At 53.4% G+C, this 19,762-nt stretch carries 21 protein-coding genes; 12 read left to right on the top strand and 9 right to left on the bottom strand.

The genetic code is table 11. The annotated features are described in order from the left end of the window. The first annotated feature begins 6 nt into the window (after window positions 1-6). Window positions 7-630 carry a hypothetical protein gene (locus ABCO64_RS03785; RefSeq protein ID WP_253456402.1) on the top strand — a complete coding sequence of 208 codons (624 nt, stop codon included), beginning with the start codon at window positions 7-9 and terminating at the stop codon, window positions 628-630. On the opposite strand, the gene truA is transcribed toward ABCO64_RS03785, so the two are convergent. The 3 genes from truA to ABCO64_RS03770 all read right to left on the bottom strand — a co-directional run bounded on the left by truA (window position 562) and on the right by ABCO64_RS03770 (window position 2,408). Then, complete coding sequence (gene truA / locus ABCO64_RS03780) at window positions 562-1,494, bottom strand: tRNA pseudouridine(38-40) synthase TruA (protein ID WP_253456399.1); 933 nt, start codon at window positions 1,492-1,494, stop codon at window positions 562-564. The two genes, ABCO64_RS03785 and truA, sit on opposite strands and share 69 nt — an antisense overlap. After that, on the bottom strand, window positions 1,401-2,075 hold the full coding sequence (locus ABCO64_RS03775) for a CehA/McbA family metallohydrolase (protein ID WP_253456561.1): 675 nt from the start codon (window positions 2,073-2,075) through the stop codon (window positions 1,401-1,403). The genes truA and ABCO64_RS03775 overlap by 94 nt, the downstream gene beginning before the upstream one ends. 141 nt (window positions 2,076-2,216) lie before the next feature. Beyond that, entirely contained in the window at window positions 2,217-2,408 is a 192-nt protein-coding gene (locus ABCO64_RS03770; RefSeq protein WP_253456396.1) for a hypothetical protein, read from the bottom strand. A gap of 256 nt (window positions 2,409-2,664) precedes the next feature. Between ABCO64_RS03770 and ABCO64_RS03765 the strand changes: the two genes are divergently transcribed. Further along, window positions 2,665-4,032 (top strand): MATE family efflux transporter, encoded by a 1,368-nt coding sequence (locus ABCO64_RS03765; protein ID WP_253456393.1) that lies wholly within the window; start codon window positions 2,665-2,667, stop codon window positions 4,030-4,032. 83 nt (window positions 4,033-4,115) lie between these two features. Continuing rightward, window positions 4,116-4,835, top strand: a complete 720-nt coding sequence (locus ABCO64_RS03760) for a DNA alkylation repair protein (RefSeq protein WP_253456390.1) — start codon at window positions 4,116-4,118, stop codon at window positions 4,833-4,835. A 92-nt stretch (window positions 4,836-4,927) separates the two neighbouring features. On the opposite strand, the gene ABCO64_RS03755 is transcribed toward ABCO64_RS03760, so the two are convergent. Continuing rightward, complete coding sequence (locus ABCO64_RS03755) at window positions 4,928-5,185, bottom strand: hypothetical protein (protein ID WP_253456387.1); 258 nt, start codon at window positions 5,183-5,185, stop codon at window positions 4,928-4,930. A 97-nt stretch (window positions 5,186-5,282) separates the two neighbouring features. On the opposite strand from ABCO64_RS03755, the gene ABCO64_RS03750 reads away from it, so the two are divergent. Then, window positions 5,283-6,944, top strand: a complete 1,662-nt coding sequence (locus ABCO64_RS03750; RefSeq protein WP_253456384.1) for a cache domain-containing protein — start codon at window positions 5,283-5,285, stop codon at window positions 6,942-6,944. 15 nt (window positions 6,945-6,959) lie between these two features. Here the strand turns inward: ABCO64_RS03750 and ABCO64_RS03745 are convergent, their stop codons facing one another. Both ABCO64_RS03745 and ABCO64_RS03740 read right to left on the bottom strand, forming a co-directional pair. Then, on the bottom strand, window positions 6,960-8,156 hold the full coding sequence (locus tag ABCO64_RS03745) for a M24 family metallopeptidase (protein WP_253456381.1): 1,197 nt from the start codon (window positions 8,154-8,156) through the stop codon (window positions 6,960-6,962). A gap of 85 nt (window positions 8,157-8,241) precedes the next feature. Then, entirely contained in the window at window positions 8,242-8,802 is a 561-nt protein-coding gene (locus ABCO64_RS03740; RefSeq protein WP_253456379.1) for a cysteine hydrolase family protein, read from the bottom strand. Window positions 8,803-8,944: 142 nt separating this feature from the next. On the opposite strand from ABCO64_RS03740, the gene ABCO64_RS03735 reads away from it, so the two are divergent. After that, window positions 8,945-9,544 carry a hypothetical protein gene (locus ABCO64_RS03735; protein ID WP_253456376.1) on the top strand — a complete coding sequence of 200 codons (600 nt, stop codon included), beginning with the start codon at window positions 8,945-8,947 and terminating at the stop codon, window positions 9,542-9,544. Between the two features lie 80 nt (window positions 9,545-9,624). Continuing rightward, on the top strand, window positions 9,625-10,647 hold the full coding sequence (locus ABCO64_RS03730) for a type II glyceraldehyde-3-phosphate dehydrogenase (protein WP_253456559.1): 1,023 nt from the start codon (window positions 9,625-9,627) through the stop codon (window positions 10,645-10,647). Window positions 10,648-10,678: 31 nt separating this feature from the next. On the opposite strand, the gene ABCO64_RS03725 is transcribed toward ABCO64_RS03730, so the two are convergent. Continuing rightward, window positions 10,679-11,998: an ATP-binding protein gene (locus ABCO64_RS03725; protein WP_253456374.1), complete on the bottom strand. Its 1,320-nt coding sequence runs from the start codon at window positions 11,996-11,998 to the stop codon at window positions 10,679-10,681. A gap of 167 nt (window positions 11,999-12,165) precedes the next feature. Between ABCO64_RS03725 and ABCO64_RS03720 the strand changes: the two genes are divergently transcribed. The 6 genes from ABCO64_RS03720 to cgi121 all read left to right on the top strand — a co-directional run bounded on the left by ABCO64_RS03720 (window position 12,166) and on the right by cgi121 (window position 17,928). Then, window positions 12,166-13,122, top strand: a complete 957-nt coding sequence (locus ABCO64_RS03720; protein WP_253456372.1) for a tyrosine--tRNA ligase — start codon at window positions 12,166-12,168, stop codon at window positions 13,120-13,122. A gap of 6 nt (window positions 13,123-13,128) precedes the next feature. Then, complete coding sequence (locus tag ABCO64_RS03715) at window positions 13,129-13,935, top strand: serine protein kinase RIO (RefSeq protein WP_253456369.1); 807 nt, start codon at window positions 13,129-13,131, stop codon at window positions 13,933-13,935. A gap of 21 nt (window positions 13,936-13,956) precedes the next feature. Next, window positions 13,957-14,499 carry a KH domain-containing protein gene (locus ABCO64_RS03710; RefSeq protein WP_253456367.1) on the top strand — a complete coding sequence of 181 codons (543 nt, stop codon included), beginning with the start codon at window positions 13,957-13,959 and terminating at the stop codon, window positions 14,497-14,499. A gap of 315 nt (window positions 14,500-14,814) precedes the next feature. Further along, a complete protein-coding gene (locus ABCO64_RS03705) occupies window positions 14,815-17,169 on the top strand; it encodes an ATP-dependent DNA helicase (protein WP_343089211.1) in 2,355 nt (784 codons plus the stop codon). A 110-nt stretch (window positions 17,170-17,279) separates the two neighbouring features. Continuing rightward, on the top strand, window positions 17,280-17,462 hold the full coding sequence (locus tag ABCO64_RS03700) for a hypothetical protein (RefSeq protein ID WP_253456360.1): 183 nt from the start codon (window positions 17,280-17,282) through the stop codon (window positions 17,460-17,462). A 4-nt stretch (window positions 17,463-17,466) separates the two neighbouring features. Continuing rightward, entirely contained in the window at window positions 17,467-17,928 is a 462-nt protein-coding gene (gene cgi121, locus ABCO64_RS03695; RefSeq protein ID WP_253456358.1) for a KEOPS complex subunit Cgi121, read from the top strand. 152 nt (window positions 17,929-18,080) lie between these two features. Here cgi121 and ABCO64_RS03690 read toward each other — a convergent pair whose 3' ends face one another. Then, window positions 18,081-18,626 carry a MogA/MoaB family molybdenum cofactor biosynthesis protein gene (locus tag ABCO64_RS03690; protein WP_253456355.1) on the bottom strand — a complete coding sequence of 182 codons (546 nt, stop codon included), beginning with the start codon at window positions 18,624-18,626 and terminating at the stop codon, window positions 18,081-18,083. Between the two features lie 701 nt (window positions 18,627-19,327). Beyond that, complete coding sequence (locus tag ABCO64_RS03685; RefSeq protein WP_253456352.1) at window positions 19,328-19,720, bottom strand: hypothetical protein; 393 nt, start codon at window positions 19,718-19,720, stop codon at window positions 19,328-19,330. Window positions 19,721-19,762 lie beyond the last annotated feature (42 nt).

Here is a 19,762-nt window from a genome sequence, read left to right as displayed (position 1 = left end):
TGCACTATGACAGATGATGAGAAGAAGGATGACGTACCAGAGGTTCAGCAGGATCCCCTCCACCCACCTGTAGAGGCACCGCCAACACCTCCGGAACCATCTCCCCAGGTAACCCGGGAGAGAGAGACGATCCATGAGATCAGGTACATGGAGCCCGAAAAGAAGAAGAAAAGCAGGCTGAAGACCCTTGGTATTCTGCTTGTGATCCTCTTAATCGGGGTTGTTGCCGTTGTTGCAACACTCAATGTTGTGATCTATCCACCAGTGGATGGAGCGACATACCCCTATACCACCACCTATGATGTCTGGTTCCCGCTTGGAAAGGCCGTCACCGTCGGTGGGATTGACATGGTTGCCCTCTCAACAGAGGACGAGATGATGATTGCAGTTGATGGTGCAACAGAGAAGCTTGAGGTGGGAGAGAACAAGCTGATATCAGAGAGGCGTGCGGTTGTCAAGACTTTTGGTCTCACAGTCGTTGATACAAACTTCCAGATTTATCTCAATTACCGGGGGCTTTCAGATCCACGGACTGCAAATTTCCATCTTGCGGTCAGGACATCAGAGCAGGTGCCCCAGTTTATTGTAGGTATGCTTCTTCCTCGGGATATCCAGGCTGTCCCTGCATAACCACCCGAGCACTTTTTTTTCTGCGATGATCCGCTCCTCCTCGAGAGCGAGCCAGCTGCGTGTTTTCTCTGAAGGCTCCATCTGATGAAAGTCAAGAGCAAAATCAACATCATAGAGTACGAGAGGGGCTGCCGGTGCCGCCGGTATCCTGGCCCCCTCTTCAGCAAGGATTGATCTGATCTGATCCGGCTGGATGAGACCGGTGCCTGCAGCCTGGAGGAGCGTTGCCATCCCCCTCACCATGTTCCAGAGGAAGCTCTCTCCCTTCACCTCGAAGATGAGGGCGTCATCCTCTGAGAAGACTGATGCAGAGATGATCCGCCGAACCGGGCTTCGTCCAGCCTCAAGACGGGAAAGCCGGGTGAAGTCGTGCTCACCCACAAACCAGGATGCCGCGTCTGCCATAGCACTGCAATCGAGGCCCTCTGAGGGGAAGCTATAGCGGTAGGTTCTGCTCGTTGCATGGTGGCGTGGGTGAAAGTCCGGATGAACCACTGCCCACCCGGTACACCAGCAGTCGGGAGGAAGCATCCGGTTGAGTGTTGTGACGGCACGTTTTGGATACGGAGTTGAGAATGCAATCACCTGGCCGGCTGCCGAGACGCCAGCATCAGTTCTCCCGGCAGAGAGAAAGCGGGCCTCCCTGAAGTCCAAAAAGAGGCCGAGGCGGCAGGCAGCATCGATGATAACCCCTTCCACTGTCCGGGCTTCAGGCTGAAGCTGTGAGCCTGAAAAACGCGTGCCGATATAGGCAACCCGAAATGCAATTCTCACATTTTGAGGTTCGGCAACCGGCGCCGCAGTCTCTTCCAGGTGCTCCGGATCGACTGGCGGGTGTAGGTGTGAAGCGGGGTCATTCTGCATGAGGCAACAGTTCTCCCTAAACGAATGGCATCAAGGATCGACGCAACAGTTGGATCGGCTTCAACAAGGGTTGATCCATACCCGACATACCGCCAGTGGTGTGCGTCACTCCCGCCGATACAGGGCTTCCCGGCTTTTAAAGCCATCCTGGCAGCCTTTCGGTTTGCCATGCCGACAATAAACCGGGAGTTGAATGCCTCGACCGCATCAACAAGCCTGATCGCATCCTTCAGTTTCAGGCCGACACCATGCCGCCACATATGGTATGGGTGTGGAAGGATCGTCACGCCGCCCATGGATTCGGCAAGTGCAATCGTCTGCCTGACCGGGAGACCCGCAGGTATTGGTTCGGTCACACCGAGGACGAGAAGATGGCCTTCTTTCGTCGAGACCTCAATGCCTGGTATGATGATAACCCGTGTCTGGAGGGTCAGGGCATGGAGCGCGCCCGATACGGTATCATGATCGGTGATCGCAATTGCGTCAAGGCCGACCTCTTCGGCCCTCCTGACGATCATCTCCACGCTGCTCTCGCCATCCCGCGAATGACTGGTATGAATATGCAGGTCGCACCGAAGCATCATTGATAGAACCTATTCATCTGCTGAGGTGAAGAAACCTGCTGCTTTTCGCCGGGAATATGGGGGCATTCCAGGAAACGCCACAGGCTATATACTGAACACAGGTGCAATCGTCTCCTGGAATATCACAATTGCCCTCTTTCAGACCCGTCTTCTCCTGGGAGAAGAAGCAGCTGGCAGCCGGAGAGCAAGATCCCCGATGATATACGCCGCAACTGCCACAAGAAGGATTGCAAGGAGTGGAAGCTGGAAAAATAGCCCGATAACCACAGCTATGCACAATGCTCCAAGGATCGTTGCCAGTCTGAGACCCTGCACGGCCAGACTATCCATACAGGACGTCTCTTTTCCAGATAGAAAAACGTTTCCAAAAGATCTTAAGGTTTTTGAGACCTGTGGCTTTGCCAACACAAACCGTCGTCCCTGTCAGTTACAAACCTGTCCGCCCGGGAGACTCCAACACTTCATATCAGTTTGCGGCATACGGGTAACTGAAAAAATGCTTCTTTTCCAAACAATCTCCGGATCAACAGATACTCTGAATTTCCACAGGAGTCAAAACAGCAAACCATTGTGCGGATAGAGAAAAATGAACACTCCACCCCATACGAGCCACAGAGGAATCTCCCTCCTGAAAGGAGACCCAAAACAAGCGATCATACACCTCTCTATCCCGGTCATCATCGCGATGCTCCTCCAGTCAGTCTACAATCTCGTTGATGCAATCTGGGTTGCAGGACTTGGGGAAGATGCACTGGCCGCAGTCGGGTTTGTCACCCCGCTCTTCCTGATCCTGATCGGGCTTGGGAACGGGCTTGGTGCCGGTGTCACCTCTGCAATAGCCAGGAGGATCGGATCCGGGGACCGGATGGGTGCTGGCCGGGCTGCGATGCAGGGAATAGGGTTGATCCTGATCATCTCGGCTCTGATCACACCGTGTCTGGTCCTGTATGCAGAGCCCATAGCCGCCCTCCTTGGTGCAGGGGATGCAACTGCGCTGACTGCCGAATATGCAAGGATCGTCTTTTTAGGAACTCCCTTCCTCCTCTTTGCCTCTATCTCGTATGCCATCTTCAATGCAGAGGGATCAACCAGAAAGACGATGTATGCAATGGGTGCATCGGCTGTGATCAACTGTATCCTTGATCCGATCCTCATCTACCCGATGGGGCTTGGGGTTGCCGGTGCTGCCTGGGCTACAGTCATCTCGATTCTTCTTGTAACTGCTGTGATCACCTACTGGCTCTGTATTGAACAGAAGACCTACGTCACCCTGAGGAGAAAGGATATCCGGCCGGAGCGGGAGATATCAGCAGATATCATCAGGGTTGGGATCCCAGGAAGCCTCCAGTTCGTGATGATGTCGGTCGTTGCGATCCTGATCAATGCCCTCCTTGTCACCACCAGCGGTAATGACGGGGTTGCAGTCTATACCGCGGGATGGCGGGTGGTTCTCTTCTCGATCATCCCGCTGATTGGGATCTCAGTTGCCCTAATCTCACTTGCAGGGGCATCATATGGAGCACGGGACTTTGAGCGACTCCGCCAGGTTCATAGAATTGCTCTAGGGTATGGGATCGTCATCTCTCTCGCCCTGACGGCAGCCACCTGGCTTCTGGCACCATATCTCGCAGTCATTTTCACGTATTCGGCTGAGAGCGCACATCTCGCACCGGGTATCACGGCATTCCTCAGGACAATCTGCTGGTTCTTCCCCTTTGTCCCGGCAGGCATCTTCTCATCTGCCATCTTCCAGGGAACAGGCAGGGGTATCTCAGCACTGATCCTTGAATTCTTCAGGAACATCGTCTTTATCGCTGTTTTCATCCAGGTGCTCGGCATATCCCTCTCCTTTGGTGAAAGCGGGATATGGTGGGGGATTGTTGCAGGAAACACCTGTGGTGGTCTCCTTGGATTCGCCTGGATGCGGCGCTACACACGGGGGCTTGTTCGATGAGGAGAGCCCAAAAAGTGGGGTGCCGGAACAATACGCCGGGTTACGAGGAAACGATTATTGCCCCGGAAATTGGGATATCCTGTATGCATGCAATCCTGGATGAGATCCGATCCTCATTAAAGGAAAGGGCCGATCCATCACGTGCAGAGAGCGGGAAGCGGTTCTTCCGGGAGGAGGTGACCGCCTATGGCCTGAAGACCGCCGAGGTGACAAAATTATCGCGATCCTATCTCCCTGCCCTGAAAACGATGGAGAAAACCGGGATATTTGCACTCTGCGAGGAACTGCTGGCTGCAGGGTATCTGGAAGAGTCTTTTATTGCAGCAGCATGGCTGCCGCATTTCAGTGACCGGTTCGAAAAGGCTGATCTGATCCTCTTTGAGAACTGGATTGATTCTTATATCACAAACTGGGCAACCTGCGACACATTCTGCAACCATACCGTCGGCAGCTTCCTGGTGCAGTACCCGGACTGTTCCACACGGCTCTTCAGCTGGGCGGAATCAGGGAACCGGTGGCTCAGGCGTGCAGCCGCAGTCTCATTCATCGTCCCTGCAAGGAAGGGGGATTTTCTGGATGCAGTATTTTGGATCGCAGATATCCTCCTTGAGGATACAGACGATCTCGTGCAGAAGGGATATGGATGGCTTTTGAAGGAGGCAAGCCGGAAGCACCGGGACGAGATCTTCTGGTATGTCCAGAAGAAGAAGCAAAGAATGCCCCGGACGGCTCTTCGGTATGCAATTGAACTGATGCCTGATGAGATGCGAAGAGAAGCTATGAAGAAGGACTGGAAACGGTAGTCACCATCCGCCTCTGTCTTCCAATCCATGTCTCCCGGTCAGGGTGGAGGAGCCATGCCTGATTTGAACAAATCCACAGGCAAGGCTGAACCCTACCTGAATGAATCCAGATCAAAACCGGTCTGTCTGCCTTTTGTTTTATTCTTTATACGGGGATTGGGAAAACCGGTATCATCATACTCATCCCGCAGGCCGGGTTTCTTCTTTGCACCCTGTAAACGGAACTTCTCTTTTTGATTCTTTCGTTTTGGATTCTTTGCCTCCAGATATTCCAGTGTATCACCAAAATACCCAAATGAATCCTCCTCGTAGAGGATATCCCGTGAAAACCGCGTATTTCGTCGCGACATCGATCTCACTTGTTTAATACAAAAGTTGTATCAGCAAAATCATAAACCTTTCTCCACCCATCCCTATTTTATACTCCAAAATTGCATAGCCTTCTCTATGCGAATGTGGACACTCTGCATCCTTGCCTGGCTTATCCTGGCGGCTTCTGCCGCAGGCTGCCTCGACAGGGAAGAAAGAGACGAAACCAGGATGATGGAGCAGGTGCTCCAGGAATCAATGGAAGCCATTGAATCCGAGCTCAATGCCATCTCAGATGCGACAGAAGCAAATGCTGCACTGCCTGGTGCAGACGGAATCGAAGACACCGCCCACCTGCTGCCGGACCTCGAAGAGAGGCTTCAGATGTTCCCCTATGGAATCTCGACGCTGATCATCGGAAGAGACGGTGTAGTGCGTGCAGCTGTTCCAGAAGACTACACCGATCTCGTCGGCATGGATCTCTCGTACCAGGATGCTGTAGAGAGAGCCAATACCGAGCAGATGACAATCGTCTCGGATGTCTTCTGGCTTGTTGAGGGGTTCTATGGCATATCACAGAGCAGCCCCATCTTTGATGCGGACGGAAACTATCTCGGCTACACCGATATCACCTACCGGCCGGAGGAGATGATCGGCCGCATGGTTGAGCCGATCATCGCCACGACCAGATATGACATCTGGGTCATCGAGAAAGGCGGACGGGTCATCTATGATACAACCGCAGACGAGATCGGACGGAACATCTTCACCGATCCCATCTACCAGGAACCCGGGCTCCAGGAGGCATTTCAGGAGATCGTCTCCCGGGAGAGCGGATTAACAACCTATACCTTCTGGGACAGGAACTGGCAGGAAGAGGTGAGGAAGATAGCTCTCTTTGGAACCGTTGCAGTCGATGGTGCAGAATGGCGGGTGGTTGTCACCACGTATGAAGGAGCCCATAGAGATCCGGCCGCTGAGACTGAAGCTGCCGCAAAGACTGATGCAGATATCAACAATATGAAGGCGTTTGTTGCAGAAGCTGCTGCATATGCACGCGACCATGGAAGAGAGGCGGCCCTGTCGGCATTCAATGATCCCGAGGGCGACTTTGTCAGGGGGGAGCTCTACATCTTTGCCTATGCATATGACGGCACCACACTTGCCCTCCCCTTCCAGCCCGGACTCGTCGGGGAGAACAGGCGGGGGATAGCAGATCCCTATGGAGTCCTCTTTATTGACGGGCTCTGCTGGAGAGCAGAAACCGGTGGAGGCAGCATCTATTATGTGTACCCTGATCCATCAGCCGGGTTTGGTAGGGATCTGAAACTCTCGTATGTCCAGCCGGTCGATGAGACCTGGTTTGTTGGATCAGGCATCTATCTCTCCGGCATCAGGGCAGAGTTTTCTGAAGCTGACCGGGATGCACTGGTGCTCCGTGTCCACCATGCACGGGAGTATGCGAACGCACATGGCAAAGAGGAGGCACTTGCAGCCTTCAATGACCAGGATGGAGAGTTTGGGCTTCTGGATGACTACATCTTCGCCTATGGGTATGACGGCACCACACTTGCCCTCCCCTACCAGCCAGCAAAGATCGGATCAGAGCGGCTCGACTTTGAGGACAGGTACGGGGTCAGGGCTGTTGCATGGGAGATAATGGTTGCAGAAGAGGGTGGAGGATTTGTCTATGTCACCCACACAAGCCCCGCAACCGGCCTTGAAAGCGTAAAACTCTGTTATGTGGTACCGGCAGGCCCGGACTGGCTTATTGGTTCGGGAATCTATTCGGGAATCTGAATCCAAAAGGGGGGGCTAAAACCCCACCTCGATCAGCCCCGGGCTCGTGCCGGTGATCGACTCTCCTCCGCCTGCCCCGACAAGATAGGTATTCTCGCCTCCGACCATCCCGACACCGGCGATCCCGATCTTTGGCTCAAGGGCAATCGTCATGCCGATTGCAAGGGGTTCTGTAAACCCGTCTGCAATGACCGGGTATTCATCAACCTCCAGGCCGACGCCATGGCCGATGAATGGAACACGCCTCCTGCCAAAACCCATGAAGTTCGGGAGATACTCTTCTTCAACCGATTCGAGGATCAATTTATAGATATCTGCTGGTATTGCGTGCGGACGGAGAAGTGATGCGGCCTTCTCCTGGAGATTAAGGCAGGCCTCGTGAGCGGTGAGGGCTTCATCGGGGAGGGGGCTGCCGAACTGGTAGATCATGGTTTTATCGGTATGGTAGCCTTCATACCCGCACCCGACATCCAGGAAGACCAGGTCGCCTTTCCGCAGTTTTCGCTCACGCGACCCAAGCAGCGGGACTGCCGGAGAGAGGCCGACTGCCCCGCCAGGGCCATTGAAATATGTCGGGGCGATTGAATGATCGCCAAAGGCGATCTGGCCAAGGACGATCTCGTTTCCAAACATCGAGAACCGGATGATCCCGTGATGGCCCTCCTCGATCAGGGTCGTATGGAGAAGACAGCCGAGATCCGCCTCGCTCATCCCGGAATAGAGGAGTTCGGGGACGCGATCCTCAAGCACATACCGGTGGATTTCACCTGACCGCCTCATCCGTTCGATCTCATAGCTGCTCTTCTCTGCTCTTGTATACGCGATCTGGGTGTCAAGAGATGCAAACTGCGTCACCGGAATATGCTTTTTGAACCGGTCAAGGAGGGCTATCGGGACGATCTCCGTCTCGATATGGCAGGTTTTGGGATACGAGCCCATTGCACCTGCCACATCCCTGAAGCTTTGCATCTCCCTGATATCAGGGAATCGTGACTCCAGAAGAGCCCGGTCATAACTCCGGCGTACCCAGTAGACGGGATCGCCATCGCGTGGAACAAGCAGGAGACCATCCTGCATTGTCCCGGTGAAGTAGTACTGGTTGATCTTTCCAAAGAAGGCCGCAAGCTCCCAGTCAGGAGCTGATCTCTCCATCCGCTGCCGGAACCGGAGGAGACGGGAATTGAGTTCCGATACCGGTACTTTTGCCTGCATGGTGTACCCGGTATCAACCCAAAACTACTTGATAGTCTCGTCTCACCAAAAGGGATCCTATGATCGAATTTCCCAAGGTCAGAAATCATCCAAAGAGATATGCATGAGTCGTGGTGAGAGAGACCCCGATTGCTGCCATATCACGGAGATTTGTCTCATGGATCTCTGGTGTGGCAGCAGCGGTTGCATCAGAGACAACGACGGTATCATATCCATATGCCATTGCATCAAAGACTGTAGTCCTGATGCAGTTGGGTGTCTGGATACCAGAGACCACAACAGTTCTGATGCCTGCCGATCGCAGCAGCAGATCGAGATCTGTCCCCATAAAACCGCTCATCCGCGTCTTTGATATGATATACTCCCCCGGCACCGGGGAGAGATCAGCAATCACCTCAGCACCTTGTGTCCCGGCAACCGCAAACGGGGTTTTGGAAAAGATCTCCCTCCGGAAATGTTCGACATCCGCACCATCCATCCGGTGTACCCTGAGGATATGAATCACCGGGAGATCTTCTCTCCTGAAATGATGCAGGAGAGCCTGTATCTGCGGGATGATTGCATCAGCTCCGGCCACCCTGAGGGGAGCGTCCCTGCCTGCAAAATCGTTCTGCATATCAACTATCAGAAGAGCGGTATCTGCCATACCACTGATCAGGAGCGGTCTCCTACATAGCAGTTATGCTCAAGGGTACAGGGTTGTGGTATCTGGTTTCAGGTATCTTGATGTAGTTTGAAGGGGAGAGACTGAGTATCCGGATAGCGTGCAGGCGATGCAGTATACTCATATGGAACCAGAAAACCGTGAGATCATTGAAGAGATAGCGGGTGCGATACGCGGGTCCCATATTGTCGATTTTGCATACGAATACGACTGCACCACCACACGCGGGGTCAGGCTCTGGTTTACCCTCCTCAAGCTGCGGAATGCGTCTTCACTGCCGGTTGTACTCGATACCGGCGGGTTCTGCCTTGAGGATGAAGGAGAGCTCGGTGAGGCAGGAATCGCACTCTTTATCCGTGGCAACCGCTACAGCCCTGACTCCGGGGTCGGGGTCGACCTGATTGACCAGGCAGTCGGGCGCGATCTCGTCATGCTCTTTGATGGAGCAGAAGTCACGAAACTGGAGACGCTCAGTTACGGAAGCCTCCCCTGCCTTGAGCGGGACGGACTCTCCTTTTACCCGCTGAAAGCAGACGTCATCCACTGCATAACGCCGGAAGGCATCCCCTTCAGTTTCAGGGCCGAGGGTTTCTGCCCGACAAACCCCATACACCGGACGAAGACCTGGATCACCCTTGATGCCCAGCTGATGGTCGATGAGGCAGGGGCTGGTGCACTTGTATCAGATGAATTCTTCTCTGAATTTGCAAGCGAAGATACATAATGCTCCAGGTGAACACTCCAGACCTACTTGGAATTCCAAGAGAGAGAAACTTAATAATGCCAAACTTAGCATTCATGGATATGATTCGGGTTGCAATTAACGGGTTTGGAACGATTGGAAAACGGGTTGCTGATGCAGTCACCTGCCAGCCGGATATGACGGTTGTCGGGGTATCCAAGACAAAGCCATCAAGCGAGGCATATGTCGCAAAAGCACGTGGGTTCCCACTGTATATCGCAGATATCACAAAGAAGGATGCATTTGAGAAGGCAGGGCTGCCTGTTGCAGGATCGGTTGAGGAGATGCTTGCTGCCTGCGACATCGTTGTGGACGCAACACCCGGCGGCGTTGGTGCAAAGAACCGTGCATTGTATGAGAAAGCCGGTATTAAGGCCATCTGGCAGGGCGGCGAGGACCACGAGGTTGCAGGGTTCTCCTTCTCTTCATCATGCAATTACCCAGACGCCATTCAAAGGGATTATGCACGGGTTGTCTCCTGCAACACCACCGGTCTCTGCCGGATGATCAAGCTCATCGGCGACGAGTTTGGCATCAGAAAGACACGCGCAACGATGATCCGCCGCGGCGGCGATCCGGGCGATATCAAGCGGGGGCCGATTGACGCAATCGTCTTAAACCCCGTGACGATACCGTCCCACCACGGCCCTGATGTCCAGTCGGTTCTCCCGGATACCAGGATAGTGACAACGGCATTGATTGTGCCGACAACGATGATGCATATGCATGTTGTCCAGATGGATCTGGAAAAACCAGGAGACCGGGAGAGGATTCTTGAGCTGATCAGGAAGAACCCCAGGATCGGGCTTATCAGGAAAGAGACCGGGATCACATCCACGGCTGAACTGAAAGAATACGTGATGGACCTGGGCCGGCCACGATCAGATCTCTGGGAGAACGGCGTATTCGAGGAGTCGATAGCTGTTGATGGAGACGATCTCACCTTCTTCCAGGCAATTCACCAGGAAGCAGACGTGGTGGTGGAGACGATCGACTGTATCCGGGCGATGATGGGCACCATTACCGATGCAGAAGAATCAATTGCGCTCACCAACCATTCACTTGGGTTCACGCCGATCCGGTAAGACTGGCAAAATCATCTCCTGACACCTTTTTTCATTCCAAGCCATTTCTTTCCCTGATCCAGAGGAGAAAGAGCGTCTCCGGGATCCAGTATCCCGACCCGGCCCTCCAGACCAGGCCTGCCGCATGAAGGCCGCGGAGACCGGCATGGACACTGCCAGCCGATGCAAGATGAAATCGCCGCATACATGCTCCGGCATAGAGTTTCTCCTCTCCAGCAGCTACCGCAAGGAGAACCTTTCGCTGGTTTGTTGGGAGAGACCAGTAGAGAGACGAGTACAGGAGATCCGCCTCGGCAACCAGCCCCCTGAGAATATCATCGAGATCATCCTCATCAGGAGTGATCCCTGAAGACCCCCGCTGCCAGAGTTCATAGCAGATGCGCATGAGAGAGCGGGGATGGCCCCTCACCCTTTCGCAGATCGTCTGAGGGAGACCGGGAGCTGTTCTGATACCGCTTTCCCAAAACATTCTCGCGATTGCCTGTGCTGTTGCCTCCATTGGAAGAGGGGGGAGGGAGAGAAGGGCAGCGGATGCAGAGAGCGGGCCTGAAGGGGAGCCGAAGAGACGGGAGATCATATGTGGCCTGTCCAGGAGAAAGCAGCAGGAGACATTGCTTTTCTCACCAAATGCCTCTTTCAGATGATACAATGCTTCTTTCAGCTGATACTGAAGCAAAACAGTACCAGCGGCCAGGGCAAAGTGTTCAAAGACAAGAACAACCCTGCAGTTCTTCTCCCTGGCAAGTCGAACCGGGAGAGAAAGGGCAGTCTTCCAGGTTTCTGCAGATCCGGCATATACAGGAGAGATAGTAATTGCAGGATCCGTTTCAATGGTTATCTTCAGTTCTATTCCAAGGAGAAGCCTTTGTATGGTGGATCGCAGCCTGGAGAGGGATGAGCGAGGGCTGCTGCTCCTGGAAAGGGCAGTTGCGAGATCAGCAGGGGAGCGAAGCGCAGCTGCGTCAGGAAGAATCCCGATCACAGATCCGTCAAGATCCCGCAATGCACGGAGGATAAGGGACGTCTTGCCATACCCGCCGGGCGAGACGAGGAGAACGTCTCTGCCGTTTCGAAGATATGATTTCAGCCGAAAGAGCTCCTCTTTTCGATTGATAAACCGGTCGTCTGAGACGGGATCGCAAAAATTGAAGGGGTTCTCCCCTGTTTCTGTCCAGGCAGGCGGCTCGTTGGGATTTTTGGCTTTTTCCCAGGTATCCACCCGGTTGGTTTCGTTCACGCTCCTGCAGGCTTCTTCTTTCACGATGGCTTCTTCTTCCACGATACCTTCTTCTTCCATTATCCGGGCAATAGCTGCAAGCCCCGCAGCATGTGAGTGAATGCCCTCTGGCAAGTGTACTGCCGCTCTCTCATACCGCCTCCGATTGGCGCTTCCAATTGGCACCAACCGAAATAAAGAGAGAGGTGTTGCCGGATCGGAACCCGGGCTTCGTGGTTCAGCCATTCCGGGGGCGCGTTTTTCCCACACATTAAACACCTCAGGTTGCCAAATAGTATGCCATGGATCCATTTGATCTCGTGGCGCGGAATACCGTGGAAATCATCACGGAAGAAGAGCTTCGCACGACCCTCTCCCAGCAGAAAAAAACCGTCTATGCAGGATACGAACCGTCAGGAGAGATCCATCTCGGCCATCTCGTCACCATCAACAAACTCATCGATATGAAAGAGGCGGGTTTTCACGTGGTCGTTCTCCTCGCCGATCTCCACGCGTTCCTCAACCGGAAAGGAACACTGGAAGAGGTCCGGGAGCTTGCAGAATATAACAGGGCCTGTATTGAGGCAGTCGGGCTCAAGGGAGCGGAATTTGTGATCGGGACCGATCTCCAGCTGAACCCCGACTATCAGCTGGATGTCCTCGAACTCTCCCAGCAGGTGACACTGAACCGGGCAAAACGGAGCATGGATGAGGTTGGCCGGGCAATGGAGGCACCAACCGTGTCACAGATGGTCTACCCGATCATGCAGATGGTTGATATTGCAGCACTCAATGTCGATGCCGCCGTCGGGGGGATCGACCAGCGGAAGATCCATATGCTCGCCCGCGAACATCTCGGGGCAATCGATAAGAAACCGCCCGTCTGCATCCACACCCCGATCATCCAGGGCCTGGACGGGAAGAAGATGGCGTCGTCAGCCGGAAACGTCATATCTGTTGCTGATTCCGAGGAGGAGATCAGGAAGAAGATCAAAAAGGCCTACTGTCCGCCCGAGATCCACGAGAACCCGATCATAGAGATCTTTACACACCATATCTTCCCGCGTCTTGGAAGAATCGAGATCAAAAGACCTGAAAAATACGGTGGCGACGTCGGGTTCGATTCCATGGAGGCATTTGAGGCGGCATTTGCAGCAGGAGAGATCCATCCAATGGATGCAAAGAACGCCTGTGCAGAAGGACTTGCCGAGGTGCTCCAACCAGCATACGAGTTTATTATGAGCACGAAACGGGGATAAGAGGAGATGGTCCGGCGGGGAGAGGAAGCCAAAAAAACAGATCTCCGGGTAGAGAAGCTCGACCGTGAGCTCTCCCGGATGGGTATCAGGATACGGGATACCGACCAGCGGAAGGTCAGAGACGAGGTCTTTGATGAGGTGACGCTCCATGCACTCTACAAGCTTGCAAACAAAAAAGAATTCACCGCTCTTGGGGGATCAATCTCCACCGGCAAGGAGGCCAACGTCTTCATTGCAGAGCGGGAGGGAGGCATTGACTGCGTCATCAAGATCTACCGGATCCGGACCGGGAACTTCAATGCCATGAGCGAATACATTCTCGGGGATCCGCGGTTTGCCAGTATCAGGAAGACAAAAAAAGAGATCATCTTCGCATGGACACGGAAAGAGTACGCAAACCTCTCCCGTGCACATGAAGCGGGGATTTTTGTGCCTGAACCGATCACCTTTGATCGGAATATCCTGATCATGGAGTTTTTGGGAAGGGAAGGAGTTCCCTATCCCCAGCTGAGGCTTGCACCACCAGGCGATGCCGAGGCAGCGTATACCGAAATCCTGAACATCATTACCGATCTCTACCAGAAGGCACGGCTCATCCATGGGGATCTCTCAGAGTATAATATCCTCCATGGAGACGGGAGGCTCTGGCTGATTGATATGGGCCAGGCAGTGACCCCGGAGCACCCCTCTGCCCACCGCTTCCTCTTCCGGGATATCAAAAACATCAACAGGTATTTCGGGAACCGGTGCAAGATACAGGATGAACACGAGATCTTGCGAGGGATCGTTGGTGAAGACTTCTTCACCCCATAAAAAAATTTGAGAGCATATACTATGACTATCCAGGAACTGAAAGTGGCTGCCGATCGTATCGGGGTCATCATTGGAAAAGGTGGCGCAACCCGGAAGGCTATTGAAGAGCAGTCGGGTGCTGAGATACAGGTAGACAGCGCCGAAGGCGTGGTTACGGTTGACGGGGAGGACGCAGTCGGCGTGCTCAGGGCAACCGAGGTAATACGGGCTCTCGGAAGAGGTTTTTCACCAGAGAGGGCATTCCGGCTCTTTGAAGATGAAGATATCATCCTTGATATCCTCGATCTCTCAAATGTTGCTGACACCCCCCAGAAGATGAACCGGCTCCGCGGGCGGATCATCGGCAGGGACGGAAAAGCCCGTGATCAGATCGAGAGCATGACCGGCACAGCCGTATCAATCTATGGAAAGACTGTCGGGATCATCGGGCTTCCCGAGCCGGTGCAGACGTCACGAAAAGCAATCGAGATGCTTGTTGAGGGCGCAGACCATGCAAGCGTCTTTGGCTTCCTCGACAAGAGGAAGAAAGAGGCGAAACAGGATCTGATCGGCTACTACTACTAACCAGGAGCCATATCGGGATACCGTGAATAGACCAGGTATCCTTTCCATGGATTGAGTGAATGCCTCCAGACATTTTGCAGATCGTACTCGACAAGCCGGATTGGGAAGTGAGTGTGGAGATCAGGGCAATGGGGGATCGCATGAGTTGGAGTCCGGGTAGTGGTGCCCTCAATTGGTGCTACCGGATGCAGGAAAGAGAGCTGGCATATTGGGGTTTGAATTGTAAAAAACCTCATATTTACCAGCTAATAGAGAGATAACGACGAAGGATGGGAGAGAAAAATAATTCAGGGCTCCTGATATGAATGTATCGATGTGATCGCTGTGTCGGATGAGCTTTCCAATGGAAATAAAGGGGTTCCGGGGGTGCCTCTTGAGAGTTTGCCGATCCCGGAGGACCTGGTGGGTCAGTACTACGCAAGAGGTATCCGCACACTCTATCCACCCCAGGCAGCATGTATTGAGAGAGGGCTCTTTGAGGGGAAAAACCTCCTGATTTCCATACCTACCGCAAGTGGCAAGACGCTTGTTGCGGAGATGGCGATGCACCACCAGATCAAGAGAGGGGGGAAATGCCTCTATATCGTCCCCCTCAGGGCTCTGGCAAGTGAGAAGTACGAGGAGTTTTCCGGGAAAGGTGTCAGAATCGGGATAGCAACCGGTGATTTTGACAGGAAAGATGAGATCCTCGGGAGATCCGATATCATCGTCGCCACCTCTGAGAAGGTTGACAGCCTCCTGAGAAACCGGGCAGGCTGGATAGAGAAGGTAAGCCTTGTTGTCATCGACGAGATTCATCTCATCGGTGACGAGAGCCGTGGAGCAACCCTTGAGATGGTGATCACCACAATGCGGAAGAGAAAGCCGGCTATCCAGGTAATCGGCCTCTCCGCAACCATAGGAAACCCCAACGAACTCGCAAAATGGCTCAATGCGGAACTGATAGAGTCGGACTGGCGCCCGGTCGATCTCAGGGAAGGGGTCTATTTCCGTGGCGCGATCCGGTTTGCCGATGGGTGTGAACTGGTTGTTCCATCAGAGAAGAAGGATCCCGATACCAACCTCTGTCTTGACACAATCGATTCCGGCGGCCAGGCACTCGTCTTTGTCTCCTCCCGGAGGAATGCCGAAGGTGCTGCAAAACGAATCGCCGCCGCACTCCGCCTTGAGAATCCCGCTCTCCACGATATTGCAGACAGCATTGAAAAAGCTGATGAGAGCTCGGTTGCCCAAAGTCTTGGAGACTGCATCAGAAACGGTGCAGCCTTCCATCATGCCGGGCTCTCCCGGGATGCAAGGAGACTGGTGGAGCAGGGGTTCAGGGAGAATACAATCAGGGCGATCGCCTCAACGCCCACCCTTGCAGCAGGCTTAAACCTCCCCGCACGCCGGGTCGTCATCAACAGCGTCCACAGGTTTGTCCCCGGAGAGGGGCAGGTGCCAATTCCCGTCAGGGAATACCGTCAGATGGCCGGACGGGCAGGGAGGCCCGGCCTTGACCCCTTTGGAGAGGCTGTCCTTATCGGACGGAACAAAACCCAGGTTGACCAGCTCTTTGAAGAGTTCATTGAAGCTGGCGCAGAAGAGATCGATTCACAGTGCGCATCACGATCCGCCCTTCTCTCCCGGATACTTGCTCTTGTAACAGGAGGGGAAGCAACAGACACCGATGCCATCTCCGGGTTCTTTGAGGGGAGTTTCTATGGAGCACGCCATGCAAACCTGAAGCACCTGAACCGGATCTGCAACCGGGTGATACGGGATCTCGAGGAGATGGAGATGATAATCGATCTCGGGGGGAGGGTTGAGGGAACAGAGCTTGGCAGTCTCACATCCCGTCTCTATCTTGACCCGCGGTCTGCAGTGATGATCGCAGACGCACTGCAGGAAAGGGATCTCGTCACGCCGTTTGGCCTCCTCCATCTCCTCTGTGCAACCCCTGATATGTTCAGGCTCTATCTGAGAGCCGCTGACCGTGACATCATCGAAGTGGTCATGGAAGAGCAGGAAGAGGAGTTTCTCATCGGGAGGCCCGAAGATGCCATTCCATGGCTTGGGTACGAGGAGATCGTCTGCGCCATCAAGACCGCACTTGTCCTCCATGACTGGATCAATGAACTCTCAATCGAGATGATTGCTGAGCGCTTTGGAATCGGACCTGGAGACATCCACGGGCTTGTCGAGGGGATCGGCTGGATCGTCCATGGGGCGCGGGAGATCACCCGGCGGGAGAACCCCGATCTCCTGCGTGAGGTAAGCAACCTGGAGATCCGGATCCGTCATGGTATAAAGGAAGAGCTCCTGCCACTCATCCGGCTCAGGGGAATCGGCCGTGTCCGTGCCCGTCAGCTCTTCAACAGCGGATATGATACCCCGGCCTCTGTTGCTGCTGCCGGTGTTTCGGTGATTGGCCGGATCATCGGCCAGAAGACCGCAGAAGCAATCATCGGCCAGATAGAGCGTGAAGGTACAGAAAAAACAGACGGCAGAACCAGGTATCCCGAAGAGAGGCAGCAGGAGAGGAGAAGCGATCCGAAAGAAACAGGCAGAAGAGGCAGAAAGCCTGGGCCGGAAAAGGCCCTTTCTCCGGAGAGGTCTGGTGATCGGGTGCAGGCCAGGAGAGGCAGAAAGCAGGGCCAGCAGGAGATCCAGGACTTTTTTGGTGACTGATTACCAAAAAAAGAGAAGAGCCCAAACACGGGAGACCCGGATATCATCAAAACCCTGAAAAACCAGGTATCAGGTACCCCTGGTTCGGTCATGAGCAGGAGATCTGACTGTTGGAAACAATAATTGAAAAGAGACCTGACAACATGGTGATGAGGTACCACGATACGTTGGATGAGGTATATGTAACCATTATCCCGTATACAAGTACCACTACTCCAACAAGTACGAACGGAATGGTGAATGATGAGAGAAGATACTGCCTGGTCATTGAAGTTGGGAAGATGCAGAATTGATTCTGTGAGTGAGTTTCTCGGGGATCTCAGGGCGCTGCAGGAGCGCTTTGGTGTCCGGATCGTCCTTATGGACGCAGAATTGATGGCCGGCCGCATACATGCACGTGCCGCGCTGGATCAGGCGTTGCGTGCTGAGGAAGAGCAGGCCATGACCGCAAGGAGCCTTGAGATGGAGGTGCTCCTGTATGCATCCGGCCAGCGGCAGACAGGAGTTGCAATGAAATTCGGGCTGCATGAGGGGGAGATGACTGCATGGGTGGCAGTCATCCCCGATTCCGCCCCGGTCTGGGAGGAGCTGGAGAGCAGGATCTCGATCATCCCGGATGAAGACGAGATACCGGATCGCCGAATACCAGTCCTCAAGGAGCTTTTTGGGATCACAGACCCCGAGCTTGAGGCGGTCGGCCGCAGGCGGATAGCCGAACTGGTTGTTGAGCGGACCGCACTGTTGAATGTCCTGAAGTAAGGAAGTTCTGGAAAAGAAGGGGGAAGTGGAAGGGGACGGGTGCAGTGCCCGGAGTTTCTTCTTCCGGGATCTCTTTTTCTTCTCCTGGCAACCGGGATACGCATCTCCGGCCTCCCCCTTATGGATCTCTCCCTCGCCGTTGAAAAAAAAACTTAGCTCTCCCGTCTGGGGGCTGCATGGGCAAGGATATGCCGGATCTCAGGGATGATTATATCTTCAACTGCCAGCCTGACCGCTTTTGTTGATCCCGGTATACAGAAGATGGCCCGGCCGGAGATGATCCCGGCGGTTGCGCGTGAGAGGATGACTGCTGTTCCAACCTCGGCGATGCTCTTCTGCCGGAAGAGCTCCCCAAACCCGGGCATCTCCTTCTCAAGGAGTGGTTTGACCGCTTCAATGGTGCAGTCATCCGGGGTGAGGCCTGTGCCCCCGTTAAGGATGATGCAGTCTGCCTCAGTGAGGGCCTCCTGGAGGGCTGCCTGGATCGCATCCTCGCGGTCAGCCACAATACGATAGAATACCACCCCGATACCGGCTGCGGCAAGGAGATCAGTTGCGGTCCTGCCGGATCTGTCATCGGTTCTTGTTCGTGTTGTGGAGACGGTGATCACTGCCGCCCTGATTGGGACGCGATCGGTTGGCGTACCAGCCTGGTTTGTATGGTGATGGTGGCCGGCCTCGTGCTGATCATGGCTCATAGCATATAATTGTCTGAACAGGTGAAAAGCCCTTCTTCCCTGCTGATGTGACGATTCTCTGGATTATCTCCTGGGCTCTTTTTTTTTTGATCTGCATGGATCGCTGGATCGCTCCATTGCTGAATTGTTCCATTGCCGGATTGCTGCATTACCGGGTTGTTGCATTGGTGCGTTGTTGCGATACCTGGAATCCTGGTTCCGGAGTGGCCTGGTTTGATCATTTTTCCAGTGGAAATAAGGGGGCGTCTGAATGTGGACCGCCTTGAATCATTTATCGGGTTGAAAGACCTTTAAGCCTCAATTATTCGATTTCGAATAGAAAAAACGCATATTCAGGGTTCTTTTGAAACACCTTCATATAGGGATCAGGCAAGATGCTGATTTGTCAGACAATAGAGGGGATACAGGGAGAGGGAGGGGGGACCCCTTTATTTCCACTGGAGGTTGGAGGGGAGGGGAGAGGGGACAGTATTTCAGGGGATTGTTCCAGGGTATAATAACGAAGAGAATGAGAGGCCAGAGAGAGAGGTCAGACATGTTACGGTAAGATAAGGTACGGTAAAGTGAGATAAAGTAAAATATAATAAGATATAATAAAATAAAGTAAGATATAGTAAGATATAGAGATAAGTGTTTATAATTAAATAATTTAATATAAAGAATTATAGATGATTATTTTTTAATTTTGTCCATGCTAAAATTCATTTAATAAAGTATATATACATTAAAAAACATAGATACAAATGACTTCTATTTTGTACCTTCAGAACATACCTGCTTCTGATCCCGCTCTCTTCCTTTTCCTCTCTTTTTTCCTCTTCCTTCTCTCTTCTTTTCTTCCTTTTTCTCATTCTTTTTCCCTTATTTTCTCTTATTTCCCCATATTTTCCTTTCTCTTCCCCTCTTCTTTGTCTCCGTATCTTTCCCCCCTCCTGCCCCCCATTTTTCTCCAGTAGAAACAAAGGGGTCGGGGTCTCCTTCCAGACAACACACTCCCAAGACCCCGGAAAAACAGAGCCTGCCCCTCTCACAGAGACAGGAGAACAGTATCCCACCGGCAGGCAACCCCCTCCACAGGAGATCATGGAAATCACCTTCCTGTCTCTGTTATACCAGCAATATCGCTCCAAAACCTC

The organism is Methanocalculus natronophilus (assembly GCF_038751955.1).
GTDB classification, from domain to species: domain Archaea; phylum Halobacteriota; class Methanomicrobia; order Methanomicrobiales; family Methanocorpusculaceae; genus Methanocalculus; species Methanocalculus natronophilus.
The sequence above is the reverse complement of the archived record's forward strand: the minus strand, read 5'-3'. Positions and strand labels throughout refer to the sequence as shown.